At 44.8% G+C, this 15,560-nt stretch carries 15 protein-coding genes; all 15 read right to left on the reverse strand.

The genetic code is table 11. From position 1 onward, the window contains the following. Nucleotides 1-229 precede the first annotated feature (229 nt). The gene (locus tag BS333_RS09910; protein WP_021708866.1) at nt 230-721 is read right to left on the reverse strand and encodes a DUF2802 domain-containing protein; all 492 of its coding nucleotides are present in this window, start codon (nt 719-721) and stop codon (nt 230-232) included. Between the two features lie 14 nt (nt 722-735). Then, the gene (locus BS333_RS09915) at nt 736-1,230 is read right to left on the reverse strand and encodes a chemotaxis protein CheW (RefSeq protein ID WP_021708867.1); all 495 of its coding nucleotides are present in this window, start codon (nt 1,228-1,230) and stop codon (nt 736-738) included. 35 nt (nt 1,231-1,265) lie between these two features. Further along, the gene (locus BS333_RS09920; protein ID WP_021708868.1) at nt 1,266-2,261 is read right to left on the reverse strand and encodes a chemotaxis protein CheW; all 996 of its coding nucleotides are present in this window, start codon (nt 2,259-2,261) and stop codon (nt 1,266-1,268) included. Continuing rightward, on the reverse strand, nt 2,251-3,030 hold the full coding sequence (locus BS333_RS09925) for a ParA family protein (protein WP_021708869.1): 780 nt from the start codon (nt 3,028-3,030) through the stop codon (nt 2,251-2,253). Before BS333_RS09925 ends, BS333_RS09920 begins: the two co-directional genes overlap by 11 nt. An 8-nt stretch (nt 3,031-3,038) precedes the next feature. Continuing rightward, nucleotides 3,039-4,169 (reverse strand): protein-glutamate methylesterase/protein-glutamine glutaminase, encoded by a 1,131-nt coding sequence (locus BS333_RS09930; protein WP_021708870.1) that lies wholly within the window; start codon nt 4,167-4,169, stop codon nt 3,039-3,041. Nucleotides 4,170-4,205: 36 nt separating this feature from the next. Beyond that, nucleotides 4,206-6,431 carry a chemotaxis protein CheA gene (locus BS333_RS09935; RefSeq protein WP_021708871.1) on the reverse strand — a complete coding sequence of 742 codons (2,226 nt, stop codon included), beginning with the start codon at nt 6,429-6,431 and terminating at the stop codon, nt 4,206-4,208. Between the two features lie 9 nt (nt 6,432-6,440). Beyond that, on the reverse strand, nt 6,441-7,181 hold the full coding sequence (locus tag BS333_RS09940; RefSeq protein ID WP_021708872.1) for a protein phosphatase CheZ: 741 nt from the start codon (nt 7,179-7,181) through the stop codon (nt 6,441-6,443). Between the two features lie 111 nt (nt 7,182-7,292). Further along, nucleotides 7,293-7,661, reverse strand: coding sequence for a chemotaxis response regulator CheY (cheY, locus tag BS333_RS09945; protein ID WP_033003463.1), 369 nt, complete (start codon nt 7,659-7,661; stop codon nt 7,293-7,295). 45 nt (nt 7,662-7,706) lie between these two features. Beyond that, nucleotides 7,707-8,441 (reverse strand): RNA polymerase sigma factor FliA, encoded by a 735-nt coding sequence (locus BS333_RS09950; protein WP_021708874.1) that lies wholly within the window; start codon nt 8,439-8,441, stop codon nt 7,707-7,709. Beyond that, the gene (locus tag BS333_RS09955) at nt 8,434-9,321 is read right to left on the reverse strand and encodes a MinD/ParA family protein (RefSeq protein WP_033003472.1); all 888 of its coding nucleotides are present in this window, start codon (nt 9,319-9,321) and stop codon (nt 8,434-8,436) included. Before BS333_RS09955 ends, BS333_RS09950 begins: the two co-directional genes overlap by 8 nt. Before the next feature lie 14 nt (nt 9,322-9,335). Next, on the reverse strand, nt 9,336-10,853 hold the full coding sequence (gene flhF, locus BS333_RS09960) for a flagellar biosynthesis protein FlhF (protein ID WP_021708876.1): 1,518 nt from the start codon (nt 10,851-10,853) through the stop codon (nt 9,336-9,338). 29 nt (nt 10,854-10,882) lie between these two features. Then, nucleotides 10,883-12,982 carry a flagellar biosynthesis protein FlhA gene (gene flhA, locus BS333_RS09965; protein WP_021708877.1) on the reverse strand — a complete coding sequence of 700 codons (2,100 nt, stop codon included), beginning with the start codon at nt 12,980-12,982 and terminating at the stop codon, nt 10,883-10,885. 359 nt (nt 12,983-13,341) lie between these two features. After that, on the reverse strand, nt 13,342-14,472 hold the full coding sequence (gene flhB / locus BS333_RS09970) for a flagellar biosynthesis protein FlhB (RefSeq protein ID WP_021708878.1): 1,131 nt from the start codon (nt 14,470-14,472) through the stop codon (nt 13,342-13,344). A 9-nt stretch (nt 14,473-14,481) separates the two neighbouring features. Next, nucleotides 14,482-15,264, reverse strand: coding sequence for a flagellar biosynthetic protein FliR (gene fliR / locus BS333_RS09975; protein WP_021708879.1), 783 nt, complete (start codon nt 15,262-15,264; stop codon nt 14,482-14,484). Between the two features lie 8 nt (nt 15,265-15,272). Further along, entirely contained in the window at nt 15,273-15,542 is a 270-nt protein-coding gene (gene fliQ / locus BS333_RS09980; protein WP_009842533.1) for a flagellar biosynthesis protein FliQ, read from the reverse strand. Between the last annotated feature and the right edge of the window lie 18 nt (nt 15,543-15,560).

Raw genomic sequence — 15,560 nt, forward strand, 5'->3', positions numbered from 1 at the left:
TCAACATCACAAATTAGACAAATGAATGCCATGCAGATATCAAACTGAATTTTAATAAAAAATACAACCATACCCAAGTAATCTCATAGCCGAGAAACCTCAAGATACTTTATTCAGCGAGACAACGTTTGGGGGCCTATTAATTCGGTAAATGGTAACTAACAAAAAAGAACCCCACTTGAAAAAGCAGGGTTCGTCATCAGTCAGTCTGAGAAATTTTCGCTTCTTTTTATTTACGTCGTCCTCTGGGGCGCCGAGGAGAGTCGTCAAAAGGTTGACCACTTAAAGGAGGAATTTTTTCTTCACCAGCTAATTTCTTTTGAAGAGAAAGCATGAGTTCTGCCTCTGCTTTTGGCAGCTCACACTCCTCTATCAATTCATTGATGTCGGCACCCAATTGGACCATTTTGGAAGCTCTGCTATAAAGACGTCCATCTGTATCCGCATGTTCGAGCTCTCGAGTACGCTCTTTTAGGTGCTGCAATTCATTTTGCTGTTCTGTGATCTTATGGCCGAGCCCCACAACGACAGAACGTAATTCCAACAGCTGTTTACCCAGCTTCTGGCATTCTTTGTCACTATGTTGTGCTTTGATACGCTGCTGCTCTAGCTGTTTTCGTAGCCCTGCTTTAATGCGTAACATAAATAGAAGGAGCACGATGAATACCAATGATAGACCGCCAACGATAAACGGTAGATTCAAAGAAGAGTAGTCAGACATTATCTTTCACACCATTAAAGATGAGCCATTTCATCCCATTCATCATTGCTAAGCAGCTTGTTCAAATCAACTAAGATGAGTAGTTTGCCATCTCGGTTACTCACACCCTGAATAAACTTAGCACTTTCATCAGTTCCAACTGATGGTGTTGTGTCAATTTCTGAAGAACGCAGATAAACAACTTCAGCAACGCTGTCTACTAGTATACCAATAACTTGACGCTCAGACTCGATAACAATAATACGAGTATTATCTGTCACTTCACCTTCCATCAATCCAAAGCGTGAGCGAGTGTCAATAACCGTCACTACGCTGCCACGTAGGTTAATGATACCTAAGACATAGTCTGGTGCGCCTGGTACTGGAGCAATTTCAGTATAACGAAGTACTTCCCGAACTTGCATTACGTTAATACCGTACGTTTCCTCTTCCAGTTGGAACGTTACCCACTGAAGTACCTCATCATTCGATGCGTTTTTCTTCATTTCTACTTCAAAAGCTTGAGACATAATTAATCCTCGTTAATATCGTTCCCGACCAAATTTTAATTCATTGCTTTGACATCTAAACCCGCGTTCAGCATGTCGATGAGTGCTTCAACATGAATCAAAGCACACATTTTTTCTTTCACCATACCTGCTAGCCAAGGTCGCTTACCGGCCTTCTCTCGCCAACGAACATTATCAGCACTGAGCTTTTCAGTTCCCATAAGTTGGTGACTCGCTAACCCCCACATGCTCTCACCGAGCATAACAATGTATTGGTAATTATCTTTATAGTCTTCATTAACAAGCTTGTCTGCCATGACCCATTTTGCCGTGTCGACAACATCAAACTGCTGCTCTCGACTCGTTTGAAGACCTAAATACCATGCAGGTCGGCCAATAAGGTGGCTCAGCTCTGTTATCTGGTGAATACCGCCTAACTCATCGAGTGGTACAGCAAACGTGATGCTGTTTACTTCAAAGTACAAGACTTGAAAATCTTCACTTCGATGAGTACTTTGCCAGCTTTCAACGGGTGTTGCTTGTGCTTCCGGTTGCTTTTCCAAAGTCGTCGCAACTGAGTCATCTGAATCCAACGAGCTTACTTCGACTAACTCAGCCTCATGCTGGACAGTGGAAGTTTCAGGTTGAACTAACGATGCAGTCGAAAGCTCAACCTCCGACGTATCCCATTCTTGGATTTCTTCTGCGACGCTTACAAGATCCACATCCTGTTTACTTTTCAGTTCGGTCTTGCTTTGTACAGGAACATTGTCCACTTTACTTTCAGCCACAGAGTCTTGCGACTCAAGCTGTTTTAGTAAACGCTGCACACCTTCTAAGTTTGGTCGGTCTACTTCAGGTGCGTAGGTTTCATCGTATGACTTCCGGTTAAGTGTAGAATGTTGCCGTTGTTCTTGTAGCTCTGGCTCTGGCGCATGTTGGTGCAGAGCATCCACGTCAAGCTCTTCTTGCATGATTGTCTCTTCATCCAATAGGGCATGAAAATAATCATCAAGAGCCTGTTCACTTGAAAGGATATCGTTATTGTTCATCAAACGATAACCTCTGCAAATAGATCAGTAACTGCTTGTAGGCAAATACGCCTCGACTGCCTGAAGCAAAATGTGAGGCCGGTAAGCGCTTTAAGCTTGCATCTCTAAATTTAGTATCAATTGGAACAGCTGACGTCCACACTTGCTCTGGATAGTCACGTTTCAACTGAAGTAATGTCTGTAACGATGCTTTGGTTCGTTTATCATACATCGTTGGCACAATGGTCACTTTGAAGCCACTGGGACGGGATTTTTGCATGATCGTTAGCGTTCGAATCATTCGCTCCAGCCCTTTCATGGCCAGAAACTCCGTTTGAACTGGAATCAAAATGCGATCACTGGCGGCCAATGCATTGACCATCATCACTCCAAGAATAGGTGGACAGTCAATCAATACGTAATCATAGTCTTGTGATACTGCGGCAAGCGCTCGCTTTAAGATAAGCCCCATTCCACCTCGGTTACCCATCACACGGTCCAGAGTCGCCAGTGACATATGAGCAGGAATCAGGTCCATTCCCTCTAACTCGGTTTGTATGATCAATGGTTTAACCGTATCTCGAGAAAAAACAGTCAGTTGAAATAAATCAAACAAACTGGAGTCTAAACCATCTGAGTCATAACCAAGGTAAGTTGTCAGTGACGCATGCGGGTCAGTATCAACCATCAAAACACGATGGCCTTTTTGACTCAGCAAACCAGCCAATGTCACCGTTGATGTGGTTTTCCCCACACCGCCTTTCTGGTTAGCAACGCTCCAAACGATCATGCGATGTCCTATCCCAAGCCCACTTCAACTAAAATACGCTCAGCAATACGTTCAAGCGGTAGATCTTCAGATGAGATCCCAGCTTTCGCTACAGCTTGTGGCATACCATACACAACACAGCTTTCTTCATCTTGCGCCCAAATGGTCGAGCCTGCTGCTTTTAGCATTCTCGCCCCTTCACGCCCATCTGCACCCATACCAGTCAGTACCATCGACAAGACATGTTCGCCGAACACTTTTGCTGCTGAACCAAAGGTCACATCAACACAAGGCTTGTAATTCATTCGTTCACCGCCATCGATGATACGCAGCCGAGCGGCTCCTGCTCTTCCATCGACCATCATTTGCTTACCGCCCGGGGCCAAATAGGCAACACCGGCTTGAAGCACGTCACCATCACAAGCTTCTTTCACTTGAATCTTACATAATGAATTCAAACGGCTCGCAAACGCCTCAGTAAAAGTGGCAGGCATATGTTGGACCAGCAAAATAGGGTGCGGATAGTTGACTGGCAATCGTGTCAGTATCTTCTGCAACGCGACCGGCCCACCTGTTGATGTCCCGATGGCAGTGAGGCGATATTTTTTACCTGATGCTCTAAATTTATTCGACGCTGCACGATGAGGCGTAGCAGCAGGCGTTGTGCTGGAGCGTGGTATGGAACGCTCCATCATTGGGCGGTCGACCGCGCTTTTTTCTGTGGTAATCGTCGGCTTTACTATTGGTCGACGCATGAAAGCACGTTTCGCTGCGATTTGGGTAACACGCTGCTGTAACAGCGATGTTGCTTCGTCACGGTTTCGAGCAATATCTTCGAACTTCTTGGGTAGGAAGTCCAAAGCCCCAGCATCTAAGGCTTCTAGCGTTGCCTTGGCTCCATCTTGTGTCAGAGAAGAAAACATCAAGATAGGCGTAGGGGATGATGACATGATCTCACGTACAGCAGTAATGCCATCCATCACTGGCATTTCAATGTCCATCGTAATGACATCAGGCCTCAGTGACTTGGCTTTTTCTACCGCTTCTCTGCCATTCACTGCGACATCCATCACCTCAAGGCGTGGATCTGAGTTAATAATCTCACTCACCCGACGACGGAAAAAACTTGAGTCATCAACAACCAGTACTTTAATCGCCATTTTTGTCCTCTTGTTACCTTTAATCTTCGATTTCGCTTAAATGCGCGAAGCTGCAGCGTACTGCTTGAGTAAATCTGGCACATCAAGAATCAATGCGATGTGACCGTCACTGGTTATTGTTGCTCCAGCCATTCCTGGAGTTCCTTGTAAAAGATTATCCAACGGCTTAATAACGACTTCTTCCTGTCCGATTAATGTATCTACAACAAACCCAACACGTTGACTGCCGATTTGGACAATAACAACATGGCCATGACCCTGTCGTTTTTCTACTTGAGGCGACTTAGAAGTCAACCAGTTCTGTAAATAAAACAATGGTATGGATTTATCGCGCACAATGATTGTTAGCTGCCCATCAACCACATTGGTTCGACTGAGGTCTAAATGGAAGATTTCATTCACAGATGCCAGTGGTAACGCAAAAGGATTGCCACCCACACCGACCATAAGTGTTGGTAGAATAGCAAGAGTCAGTGGTACTTTAATGGTGATTTTGGTTCCTTTACCCAACTCGGAATCAATATCAATCGAGCCATTTAAAGTATTGATCGCTGTTTTTACAACGTCCATACCTACGCCGCGACCAGAAATGTCTGAGATTTTGTCTTTACTGGAGAAACCCGGTGCAAAGATCAGATTAAAACACTCTTTATTGGTTAAACGGGCAGCGGCATCTTCATCCATCATACCGCGTTTCACTGCAATGCCGCGCAATTTTTCTGGGTCCATGCCTCCGCCATCGTCAACAATGGCCAAGTCGATATGGTCACCTTCTTGGGAAGCAGATAACGTGACTTTACCGGTGCGAGATTTGCCTGCTTTTTCGCGGTCATCAGGCATTTCAATGCCATGATCGACAGAGTTTCTCACTAAGTGAATCAAGGGATCGGCTAAGGCTTCAACCAAGTTTTTGTCTAGGTCTGTTTCTTCACCGCGCATTTCTAAAACAATGTCTTTATTTAAGTTACGCGCCAAATCACGAACAACACGAGGGAAACGCCCAAATACCTTTTTGATTGGCTGCATGCGTGTTTTCATCACAGCCCCCTGGAGATCCGCCGTGACGACATCAAGGTTGGCCACTGCTTTAGACATTTCTTCATCATTGCTGTTCAAACCAAGACTCAGCAGGCGGTTACGAACTAAAACCAGCTCGCCGACCATATTCATGATTGTGTCTAGCGTTGATGTATCAACACGAACCGTTGCTTCAGCTTGTGTTTTCTTCGCTGGTGAAGCCGTCGCTTTTGCCTCTTCTTTTGCTGCCACTATTTTAGGCGCAGCCTTAGCGACAGGCGCTTCTTTTGCAACGGGTTGAGACAGCTCTGTTTTAGGTTCAGGTTGAGGAGCTAAATTCGCCGATGCTGGCTTGGTTGCAAATTCCAACTCTTCCACAGATGGCCCTTTACCTGAGCCATGTAACTCATCTAACAGTTTTTCAAATTCGTCGTCCGACATTAAGTCAGTGTCACCGGAATGACTATCACTTGAGCTACTGTCTAGTGCTGCATGATTTTTCGGTTCATCCACAGGTACTGCTGGTGAGCTATTCGCATTAGAAGGGCTTTTACCAATGCCATGAAGTTCATCGAGTAAATTTTCGAACTCATCATCGGTAATATCGCCATTGTCAATTTCGGCCGGGATATTCGTCTCGGTTGGCTTTGGTGAAACGGGCGATGAACCAATGGGTCCACTGCCTTTACCATGTAACTCATCTAATAACTTATCAAATTCGTCTTGAGTAATCTCATCAAGCGCACTGACGCTACTGCTCGTTTGCGCGACAACAGGCTCGGATGGTGTTTCAGCGATAATGGGTTCTGGCGTGACGACTGATGCTTCTACGACCGTTGCAACTTCATCCTCAGATTCTGGTTTACACAAGCGATGTAATTCATCCAATAAATCAGGGGCTGCAGCTTCAAGTGGTTGCTGTTCTTGTACCGCCTGGAATTGCAAGTTAACCGTATCTAGTGCTTTGAGCATTGTGTCCATTAGGCTTGGGGTAACTGAACGCTGGCCATTTCGCAGTACATCAAAGACGTTCTCTGCACCATGACAGGTATCAACCAACTCTGCTAACGACAAAAAGCCTGCACCGCCCTTTACTGTATGAAAGCCGCGGAAAATTGCATTGAGGAGATCTTTGTCTTCCGGATTATTTTCCAACTCAACTAGCTGTTCAGAGAGAAGCTCAAGGATTTCTCCTGCTTCTATCAGAAAGTCTTGAAGAATATCTTCATCTAAATCGTAGCTCATACGTTTCCTTTAAAATCCAAGACTGGACAATAAGTCGTCGACTTCGTCCTGCGACGAGACGGCATCTTCCCTTAATTCAGGATTAAGGATTGGCCCTTCTGCTTCGCTTTTGGGTTTAAGTGTTGTTTGTGACGGTTCAAGCGTGGTTTGCGCTTTAGATTCCAGCTTTGAGCTAGAGAATACGGTTAAAATCTCAATTAAACGATCTTCAACTTCATTAACCAAAGTAATGACGCGACGAATAATCTGACCAGTGAGATCTTGAAAATCTTGCGCCATAAGAATATCCGTTAGCTGCCCACGTAGTTCAGTGCTATCCCCTTCGACCTGAGTCAGTAACTCATCGATGCGGTGGCAAAGTGCTTTAAACTCATTCAGTTCAATACGGCCATGCATAAGAGAATTCCACTGAGGACGGACTTGCAGCAAACAGTTGTGCAAATTGTCTGCAATTGGAAAACAACAATCGACCGCATCCATGGTTTTATTTGCGGCCTGTTCTGTTTTATCAATCACATACTGTAAACGATCTTTGGCGTCGGGGATCTCTGCTTGCGCGATTTCACTCATACGCTGATCAATGCTGAACTGCTTTAATGAATCATGAAGGTCTCGAGTCAGTGCTCCAATTTCATTAAACATTGGGTTCCCATCACTTTCATAGATCGATGCTACCAAAGCATTTGCTTGGTTTTGTTCCCCATTTTCTAGCATTTTAACGAGTGACCTCGCTTGCTCTATTGAGATCATGCCTGTTAGACCCTTTTACGTTTATTGCTTTCTTTGTTACTTTGATATCGCTGACACGAAAAAACTCTGAATACCTTCAGAGTTAAAAGGTTTTAAATTAATAACTGAGGTTTATAAACGCTCAAACACTTTATCTAGTTTTTCTTTCAATGTCGCAGCTGTAAAGGGTTTAACGATATATCCATTAACCCCAGCTTGGGCAGCTTCAATGATCTGCTCGCGTTTCGCTTCTGCGGTGATCATTAGAACTGGAAGGTGCTTCAAAGATGCATCTGCACGAATGTGCTTAAGTAAGTCGATCCCTTGCATTCCTGGCATATTCCAATCCGTAACGACAAAGTCAAAATCGCCCTTTTTCAGCATAGGTAATGCCGTCAAGCCATCATCCGCCTCTTGGGTATTATTGAAACCCAAGTCACGAAGTAGGTTTTTTACAATACGTCGCATTGTTGAAAAGTCATCAACAATAAGGATCTTCATGTTTTTATTCAAAGTTGCCTCCACTGAAGCGTAAAATCAGTGTATTTAGTCATTTTGTGTCCACGCACTCAGCTTGGTGCGCAAACGTTGCATTGATTGGCTCAGTATCTGGCTTACTCGAGATTCACTCACCCCTAATACCTCACCAATTTCCTTTAAATTGAGCTCTTCGTCATAGTACAACGAAAGAACTAATGCTTCTCTCTCGGGCAGCTGCTTGATCGAATCAACAAGCGCTTGGCGGAATGATTCATCTGCAACCCCTTGGAAAGGATTACTGTCATCACTATCGTCTACTGGTGATATTACATCATCAGAGACACCTAAATCTTCAATACCCACCAACTTTGCACCGTTTATGTCGGTCAGAACACTATGGTACTGCTCTAGAGACATTTCGAGATGTGCGGCGACTTCTGCATCAGTCGGGTCTCGATTTAAGAGACTTTCTAATTCAGCAATCGCTTGATTAACCTCGCGGTTGTGTTTGTGTACAGATCGAGGAACCCAATCACCCTTGCGAATATCATCCAGCATTGCACCGCGAATTCTAATCCCAGCGTAGGTTTCAAAGCTCGCACCCTTAGAACCATCATAGTTCTGTTGAGCTTCTAAAAGGCCAATCATACCAGCTTGGATTAAATCATCCACCTGAACACTAGGAGGTAAACGACCCAACAAATGGTGAGCAATACGTTTAACCAACACAGAGTAACGCTGAATAAAGGCTTGCTGGCTATTCAATTTACCATGTTGATCATATGTAATCGGGCTACTCACCAAATGTATCCTCTGTGAATTCAGTGCGATTAAGCAGTCTCTCTACAAAAAATTCCAAGTGACCACTAGGCGATTTTGGCAACGGCCATGTCAGTGCTTTGTTCGCCAAAGAGCTGATCGCTAAAGCGGCTGGTGAACGAGGAAAAGCATCGACGACAATTTTTTGACGTTTCACTGCTTGTCTTACGTTGTCATCTAATGGTACACAGGCGACAAGTTCTAGGCTGACATTTAAAAAACGCTCTGTCACTAGGGTCAACTTAGCAAATAACTCTCGACCTTCTCGGTAGCTTCGGACCATGTTCGCGACGACTTTAAAGCGTTGTACTTGATGCTCTTTGCTCAAAAGCTTAATCAGAGCATACGCATCGGTAATCGACGTCGGCTCATCACATACTACAACAACCACATCTTGAGCTGCACGCGAAAAACTGACAACCATATCAGAAATACCCGCAGCCGTATCGATTAATAACACGTCCATTTCGTCTTCTAGGCTACCAAAAGCACGAATTAAACCAGCATGCTGAGCATGGGAAAGCTCTGTCATACTTTGCGTTCCGGACGTAGCCGGAATGATTTTTATACCATAAGGGCCTTCGACAATCGCATCCTTCAGCTCACATTGCCCCGCAAGAACGTGCCCGAGATTTCTTTTTGAGCGAATGCCAAGCATTACATCAACATTTGCTAGGCCTAAGTCAGCATCGAGAACCATCACTTTTTTGCCTTGACGAGCCATACAAATCGCCAGACCTAGTGTTACGTTTGATTTACCCACTCCGCCTTTACCACCGGTAACAGCAATTACCTTTGTCAAGGAGGGCTGCGTTAAGCGACGTAGGCCGCTTGCTTGATCATGTATCATATTCTCAGTCATAGTCATATGCCGCCCTAGAGTCCTTCACTATCACTATTCCAAAAGTGGGGTTCACTCTCAGCCGACTTTTCTAACAATTCATTTGCTTTCGCAACCATATACTTGGGTTGAGCCATTACAATATCTTCAGGTACACGCTGCCCATTAGCAATATAGGCCACAGGCATGGCATTCTGAATAACAACGCTAATGAATTCACCTAAACTGAGTGATTCATCAAGCTTGGTTAAAATACATCCTGAAAGCGGTATACGCCTGAAGTGCTCCAACGTTTCTTGAAGTACCCGTCGTTGTGCAGTGGCAGGTAGCACCAAATAGCTATGAATCACTTCTCCGCTCTCTTGCATCAGCGTATCTAACTGTTCAGAAAGCCTAACATCTCGCTGCCCCATACCGGCTGTATCAACTAAGATCAGTCGTCGGTTCCTTAACTGATATATTACATCGGCCAGTTCTTCAGAATCTTTAGCAACTCTTACAGGGCATCCCATAATTCTGCCATAAATAGATAATTGTTCGTGCGCGCCAATACGATAAGTGTCTGTGGTTACGAGCGCAACATTCTCTGCACCGTATTCCATTGCCGCTCGAGCTGCAAGTTTGGCCACCGTCGTAGTTTTACCCACTCCTGTTGGTCCAAGTAGGGCAACAACACCACCACGCTTTAGAATGTCTTGTTTAGGAATACTAATTTGATCCGCCACCAGCGATAATAACGCTTTCCAAGCTAAGGCTGGTTTTGTGTCTTCTGGAATGTAGCATGCCATTTGATCAGCAAACTCTGAAGACATGCCCATACGCTCTAGGCGTTTGATCAACATTGCCCGTAATGGTTCTCTTCGTTCAACTTCTTGCCACATCAAACCAGAAACCTGATGTTCTAATAGTCGACGAATGGAGACCATTTCTTCGTGCATGCTTTCTAATTCAGGTGCAGAACCAGCTGTTTCAGTTTTGTTTCGGCCTCGCTCATAACGTGTAGGGTCTAGTTTTGGTGCTTGGCGTTCCGAATGGCTGTCCTGAGCAATCAACTTGGCCAACGGAGAGTTTTGCTGAAGACGAGCGGGCTGAGAGTCATCATGGTTGTAATTTTCACGATGCTTATTTTGTCTATTTAAAAGTGCAGAAAGTGAGTCTTCGTTTTCAGCAGTGTGGTCATCAGCAGAGGTTTCTCCGTTATATTGCTTGAGCATGTTAGCAAAGCGCTGAGTCATAGAAGCTGATTTATCCCGATTATCACCACTTAAGCTGATTTTATCTTCACCTATGTTACGCTGTTGAAAACGCTCTTCTGCGGCAGATGACATTTGTCGATAGTCACCATAACGCTGAGATTGACCGACGTTACGATTGGTTTGTTTAACCATAGGAGTCGCCTCTGGTACCTGAGTATCGCTATCAATGGCTGCAACAATTTCGACACCCCCTGCCACTTTTTTATTAGACATGATGACAGCATCCGCACCAAGTTCTTCTTTTACCTGCAGTAAGGCGGTTCGCATGTCTTTGGCAAAAAATCGTTTAATTTTCAAACTCTGGACCTATTCAGTTCTAAGCGCGGTTAATTACCCACGGCCTGTACAATTCTGATTTGTTTTTCATCGGGAATTTCTTGGTAAGACAACACCCTAAGATTAGGGATTGTGTTCTTAACAAATTTTGCCAATGTGGAACGAAGCACCCCAGATGTAAGCAACACCGCTGGCTCCCCTTTCAATTCCTGTTCTTGCGTGGCCTGACTTAAAGATGACTGCAGACGCTCTGCGAGTCCAGGTTCGATGCCTGCAGATTCTCCTCCCGAAGCTTGCATTGTCTGATGCAAAACTTGTTCCAACTCTGGAATAAGGGTAATCACTGGTAACTCTGGCTCTACCCCATTGATTTCCTGAACAATAAGGCGCTTCAAACTGATTCTAACCGCGGCTGTCAAAATGTCAGGTTCTTGACTCTTACTTGAATACTCCGACAATGTTTGGACAATAGTACGAATATCACGGATAGGAATCGCTTCATTAAGAAGGTTCTGCAACACTTTTACTACCACACCCAATTGCAATTGATCTGGAACGAAGTTTTCTACTAGTTTAGGAGCACTACGACCAAGCATTTCTAGTAAGTTTTGTACCTCTTCATGTCCTATCAACTGAGAAGCATTATTCGTCAGCAACTGACTTAAGTGCGTAGCTAATACCGTTGAAGAGTCGACCACTGTGTAGCCAAGAGCCTGAGCATGTTCTCGTTGCTCTTCACGAATCCAAACGGCTTCTAACCCAAAAGCAGGATCAATAGTTGGTTCACCTTCAATCATGCCATAAACTTGGCCTGGGTTAATGGCAAGTTCTTGATCAGGGCGAATTTCCGCTTCACCAACCGCAACCCCCATTAATGTGATGCGGTAACTGTTCGGTGTCAGCTCTAAATTATCGCGAATATGAACCGCTGGGATCAAGAAGCCAAAATCTTGGGAAAGTTTTTTACGTACCCCTTTCACTCGCTCTAAAAGTTCACCGCCTTGGTCTCTATCGACCAAAGGAATGAGACGATAGCCGACTTCAAGACCGATGGTATCAACCGGCTGCACATCGTCCCAAGACAATTCACGCTGAGACGCCGCCTCGCCGCTTTCTTCACCTTTCACTGGTAACGCAGGCTCTTTGGCTTTCTGCTTTTGCTTTTTATCCAGCCAATAGGCACCTGCTCCGGCAATCACCGCGAGAGACAAAAAGGCAAAATGCGGCATTCCTGGAACGATTCCCATAACACCGAGGATCACTGCAGTAATCATCAAAGCTTTGGGGTTGTCGAACATCTGAAAGACCAGCTGTTCGCCCATATCTTCATCTGTATTTTGACGCGTCACCATCATTGCTGCGGCGATAGAAAGCAACAGTGAAGGAATTTGTGCAACGAGACCGTCACCGATCGTAAGCAAAGTGTAAATCTGCATCGCTTCAGCAAAGCTGAGATCGTATTGAATAATGCCAATCGAAAGGCCGCCGATAATATTGATGAATAGAATCAAAATACCCGCGATGGCGTCACCTTTGACGAACTTAGACGCACCGTCCATTGAACCATAGAAATCAGCCTCTTTGGTAACTTCAAAGCGGCGTAAACGAGCTTGGTCTTGATCAATCAAACCAGCATTCAGATCGGCATCGATCGCCATTTGTTTACCAGGTAAAGCATCTAGAGTAAAACGTGCGCTGACTTCTGAAATACGTCCAGCACCTTTGGTGACAACCATAAAGTTAATGATCATCAAAATGAGGAACACCACCAGACCAACCGCATAGTTACCACCAATGACCACGCTACCAAATGCTTCGATAACATGACCAGCCGCTGCATCGCCTTCATGGCCATAAAGTAACACGACTCGAGTTGAGGCAACGTTTAGCGCTAGACGTAACAATGTCGCGATTAACAAAACAGTCGGGAAAGCCGCAAAATCAAGGGGACGACGTGTATAAACCGTAACAAGCAACACCACCATGGCGAGTGCAATGTTAAAGGTAAAGAACAAATCGAGCAGAAAAGCAGGTATGGGTAATATGACCATTGCTAAGGTGGCCAATACCATAACTGGCGCTCCTATAGCTGGCATAGAGCGCGGTGAAATTCGCGGTATTTTATCTGCAAACGGCAGGTTTAACTTCATAGGTTGAGATATCTCAATCGGTCGAGTAGTTCATGTGGCTTCATTCACGAGATGATAGTGACAGAATCCGCATTTCTACGTGGCCAAACAGTGTTGCTATTGTTGATGATTAGAACCATTTAAGCAATCTATGTACCATGATTCACGACAAAATAATGACTATTCGCTCAAAGTATTCGCACTCCCTTGAACAGAATGAAATTTATTATCCTCTAACTGCACGAATTATTTTTTAAACTGAGTCACTTTTAAGTTAAATACGAGAGTTTGTGTATCTTTCAAGGTTAAGTTTTGCTCGAAAAGCCAACTGAATCGAGGAGAATAAAGTGCACATTCGCATTTCCGAAAAAAGACAGACCTTAGTAACGATGTTCTGGGGGTATGGGTAAATCGTAGTCCTGAATTCTAGGCCGTCGCCCTCCTCTCTTACGATATTGCTTGATCTGGAAAACAAACGCTAAGACTTGTGCCACAGCAGCAAAAAGCCCGTCTGGGATCTCTTGTTCAAGTTCTGTCGTGTGGTAAAGCGCACGCGCCAAAGGAGCAGCAGGAACGAGCATAATATCGTGCTCACGTGCCACTTCACGAATTTTCATCGCCATGTGATCGGTTCCCTTAGCGATCACTACAGGTGCCCTATCAGTATTTTGTTTATAGCGTAATGCAACCGAGAAGTGTTCCGGGTTGGTAATGATCACATCAGCTTGGGGGACATCTGCCATCATTCTTCGTTGAGCGGCCTCGCGTTGCAACATCCGAATACGCCCTTTCACTTCAGGTTTCCCTTCTGTCTCTTTGTATTCATCTTTGACTTCTTGCTTGGTCATTTTTAATTGCTCAGCATGCTGCCAAATTTGAAACGGGATATCGATCGCAACAACAATAAGTAAAGAACAGCTGATCAGCAAAACAAAATTCAGTAGAATATCCAGAGCATGAAAAATGTTTTGCGGATAAACATCCATACTCAGTTGCATCAAATCTGTTTGAGATGAATGGATAAGGTACATCGCGACGCCAGTCACCAAAGAGACTTTCAAAATCGATTTGATCAACTCAACCCAGCTTTGCATGCCAACCATACGCTTAAGGCCGCTCAATGGGTTCATTTTCGATAATTTCGGCATCGCAGCTTCAACGGAAAAGCTGACGCCTCCAACACCAGCGGCTCCAACCAAAGCAGCAACAAACAGGGTTAGCAAAATCAAAAACAATGGAAATAACAAGTCGGTCATGGCACCCAATGCGATATCAAGCAGCTTACCAACATCGAAGATTTCCTCGCGTTGTAGTGAGAATAAGCGCCCCATAACCTCAAATAAAGCGCGAGCTAAAGCCTCACCAAACCACATCAAAGAAACAGCACCCACAATCAATACTGATGCAGAAGCTAACTCTTTAGAACGGGCTACCTGCCCCTTTTCTCTGGCTTGCTGAAGCCTTCGGGGGGTGGCTTCTTCGGTACGTTCTTGACCGTCTGATTCCGCCAAAACGACCTCCTAGCAATCCAACCGAATAAGACGACAAATTTGCGCCTCACCTTCAGACCAAAGCAGCTGATAATGGCTGTATAAGCCCGTCAAAATATACCAGCACAGCAATAGACCCACCATTAACGCAAATGCGAATCCAAGTGAGAAGATGTTTAACTGTGGAGCGGCTCGCGTCATAACACCAAACGATAAGTTTATGGTGAGAAGAGCAATGATGCCAGATAAGGACATCGTTAATGCCGTTTGGAACATCAAGCCAAACCAGTTGGCCATTTCACGAAAGTCAATCGCACTTAACGACCCTGTACCGATCGGGATGGTCTTAAAGCTGAAGACAACCAATTGCAGCATTTTTAAATGGCTATCGGTAGCCAGAAAAAACATGGTCGCAAGAAACATAAATAATTGACCAAGTAGTGGGGTACTTTGCCCATTTGCTGGGTCCACCATTGAGGCAAAACCCAAACTCGATTGCATGCCCAGTATTTGCCCTAACAAAACAAACGTTTGTATGACAAATTGAGTCACCATACCCATGGCAATCCCAATAATAAGCTGTTCCACCACGGTCATAAAGCCGCGAAAAGAGAGCAGCTCGATCGTGTCAGGGACAGCAGGTATTGAAGGTGTAACGGCAAAAGTAATGGCTAAACCAAGGTAGAGTCGAATACGGGGTGAAACAAAGCGAGCCCCGGTCACCGTCATCACCATCAGCATGGCGGAGATGCGAGTATAGGGCCAAAAATAATTAGCCAACCAGTCCAAAATAATATGGGTAGGATACTCCATGCGCGACTCTAATACAGTACCTGAGGGAGGCGTTCAATCAAGCCAAAGAAGTATTCCATTAGCATTTGCGTCATCCAGTGCCCAAACAACATTAATGTCAGCAAAGTAATAATTAAACGAGGTAAAAAGCTCAAGGTTTGCTCGTTGATTGAAGTTGCAGCTTGGAAAATTGCCACGACAAGACCGATCAATAAGCTTGGAATAATAATGGCACAAACCATGATAAGCACCATCCACAGCGCATCACGGAAAAGCTCGACAAACATTTCAGGAGTCATAGGTTCCCCTCTAATCTC

The organism is Vibrio azureus, from assembly GCF_002849855.1.
Classification (GTDB): domain Bacteria; phylum Pseudomonadota; class Gammaproteobacteria; order Enterobacterales; family Vibrionaceae; genus Vibrio; species Vibrio azureus.